The sequence below is a fragment of the Streptococcus sp. k-628 genome, from assembly GCF_013277475.1.
Lineage (GTDB): Bacteria > Bacillota > Bacilli > Lactobacillales > Streptococcaceae > Streptococcus.
Window position 1 is genome coordinate 1 of sequence record NZ_VMMZ01000100.1, and the last position, 599, is coordinate 599.

Annotated in this window: 1 protein-coding gene; it reads left to right on the plus strand. The window is 42.6% G+C overall.

Translation table 11 applies throughout. The features are described from left to right. The coding region (locus tag HT730_RS09835) for a hypothetical protein (RefSeq protein WP_173307484.1) at positions 1-599 on the plus strand (599 nt) is incomplete at both ends.

The window sequence follows — 599 nt, forward strand, 5'->3', positions numbered from 1 at the left end:
TGACTCTACAGAAGATGTAAACGTCACAGTTCAAGCTAAAGAAGCAACACCAAGCGAAGCTACAACCAAACAATGGCAAAATGGTGATGTTGAAATCGGCTTACCAGACAATGCGGATAAAGCACGCTTGACTTATACAGATAAGCAAGGAAGCAGTCAAACTGTTGAGCTCAGCAAAGGAGCGACAGGCTGGACGGTAACAAGTGGTGATGCGAGTCTATTAGATAACGGTACGTTACGCTTGAAACCATCAAGCTACACAGCTGGTCAAGCAGTAAGTGTCAGCGCAACCAAGGGAAGCGACGCTACAACCAGTCAGGCATCAAGTGCAAGTATCACTCCGACAGAGCATACAGTGACTACAAATACACTAGTCAAACCATACAAACAAAATGTTACAGATAATGATTTGTTAGACGCTGTAAATGCTGAACACAAACAGACTGTTAATCTGAAAGATGGAACAAGTTATCCTACAACAGATGGTTTCCATGATATTGAACTTACAGTGACATATGAAGATGGTAGTACGGAAAATGTACCAGCCAAATACAAAGTCACAGATGCTTCTAAAGGGACTATCGACAAAGCGGCTGAGA